This window comes from Actinomycetota bacterium (assembly GCA_030017835.1).
Lineage (GTDB): Bacteria > Actinomycetota > Aquicultoria > UBA3085 > Oleimmundimicrobiaceae > Yes70-04.
In genome coordinates this window covers 1-1,947 of the sequence record JASEGU010000059.1, presented here as the reverse complement: position 1 = coordinate 1,947, position 1,947 = coordinate 1, and the positions used below count along the sequence as shown (strand labels likewise).

2 protein-coding genes are annotated in these 1,947 nt (G+C 53.6%); both read left to right on the top strand.

All coding sequences use genetic code 11. The features are described 5' to 3' along the window. Window positions 1-322 precede the first annotated feature (322 nt). Window positions 323-1,606 carry a 3-phosphoshikimate 1-carboxyvinyltransferase gene (gene aroA / locus QMD53_07120; protein ID MDI6800406.1) on the top strand — a complete coding sequence of 428 codons (1,284 nt, stop codon included), beginning with the start codon at window positions 323-325 and terminating at the stop codon, window positions 1,604-1,606. Further along, window positions 1,594-1,893, top strand: a complete 300-nt coding sequence (gene pheA / locus QMD53_07115; GenBank protein MDI6800405.1) for a chorismate mutase — start codon at window positions 1,594-1,596, stop codon at window positions 1,891-1,893. Before aroA ends, pheA begins: the two co-directional genes overlap by 13 nt. Window positions 1,894-1,947 lie beyond the last annotated feature (54 nt).

The following is a 1,947-nucleotide window of genomic DNA, read 5'->3' as shown; positions in this document are numbered from 1 at the left end:
TGGCTGCGGATGCGGGAATCGGGTTTATGATCCTGACCGCTGCGGATCTCATGCAGACGAAGAAATTGATGGTAGGTCTCATCATCCTTTCACTTCTGGGAATCTTCTTTAACTGGCTATTTCAAAAATTGGAGCGGTTCTTCGTCCCATGGAAACAGTGAACCAAAATTGATCAAGTTCTTAGGTATCGGTTACGGTTACGTGTAAAGAATTAAGAGACGATAAACGTAGCCTTTTATTAACGATACGGGCCTCCCTGCCTGCGGTAGGCAGGGTTACCCTTACCGTTAGACTTTTTTTCTAGACAATGAGGAGCAAGAAGATGAAGTTCATCGTGAAGAGATCGAGTTTGAATGGCACCACTCAGATACCCGGTAACAAGTCGGCCAGCGCCCGCGCCATCGTCCTGGGCGGTCTGGCCGAGGGTCTGTCGCGGGTCAGCAATCCCCTTCCCGGTGTGGATAGTTTCTCCATCGTAGGTATGATGCAGGCATTAGGCGCTAAAATCGATACCTCCAATTCTCAGGAGTGGGTTTTCGAAGGCGTAGCCAACCAGCCCCGTGTGCCAGGCTGCGTGCTCGACGCCGGCAACTCAGGCACCGGTTACTACCTCCTCACTGCCATCGCCTCTCTCATTGACGGCTACTCGATCATCTCCGGAGACTACCAGATCTGCCGGCGGCCGACCCAGCCCCTCATCGAGGCCCTCAACGACCTGGGCGCTCAGGTCTTCTCCACCCGTAATGCCGGGGTAGCGCCCCTGGTGATCAAGGGCCCTCTCAAGGGCGGCCGCACCAAGCTGCCTGGCATCAACTCTCAGTGGCTGAGCCCGCTGCTCATCGCCGGCGCCCTTAGCCAGGAGGGAATCATTGTCATTGAGGACAACCTCATGGAGCGGCCCTACGTCGATATGACCATGGCCTGGATGAAGCTTGCCGGCGCCACCTGCAGCCACAAGAACTACGACGAGTTTAATGTTCCCGGCGGTCAGAGGTATAAGACTTTCACAGCTCACGTGCCAGCCGACTGGGGCAGTTCCGGCTATCCCATGATCGGTGCGGCCATCACCGACTCCAGGGTCACCTTTGTGGGCATGGACCCGGACGACTTCGCCGGCGAGCGCAGGTATCCTTACATCCTTCAGGAGATGGGCGCCAAGGTTTCTTTCATTGATGGGGGTCGAACCGTCACCGTGGAGGGCGGCAGTGATCTGCACGGCATCGAGATTGACTGCTCCGGCACCCCGGACGCCGTGCCCATTCTCGCAGTGTTGGGCTGCAAGGCAATGGGCAAGACCGTACTTTACAACATCGGAGCCAGCCGTCTCAAGGAGACCGACCGCACCCGCTCCATCAAGGAGGAGCTGACCAAAATGGGCGGCAAGTTCCAGGAGACGCCCAACAACCTGACCATCTTCCACTCCGAACTTAAAGGCGCCGATATTGACGGCCGGCACGACCACCGCATCGTCATGGCCACGGCTGTGGCTGCTCTGATGGCTAAAGGGTCCACATCGATTGACCATGCCGAATATACGAGGGTATCCTTTCCCAACTTTTACGAAGTCATAAAGGGGTTGGGCGCTCAAATAGAATGGGCGGAATGATGAAAAAGAGAACAAGATCGCCATCACTCCAAACATTGAGGAAAAGAAGAAGCCAGATCGATCTCATCGACCAGAAATTATTAACCCTTCTCAACCAACGACTCTCCATTGCATTGGAGATTGGAAAGATTAAGAAAGAGATGGGAGAAAAGATCTACAATCCCAAGAGGGAGGAGGAAATCTTAAAGAAACTCAATCTAATAAATCGAGGTCCCCTGAAGGAAGAAGATCTGAAGAAGATATTCAAAAAAATTATGATCGTGTGTCGTAAGTCGCAAACCACTTAACCGGAAGGACTTTGAAGCCTTTCCTATAATTGCCGGTCAATAAAGGCATCCCTC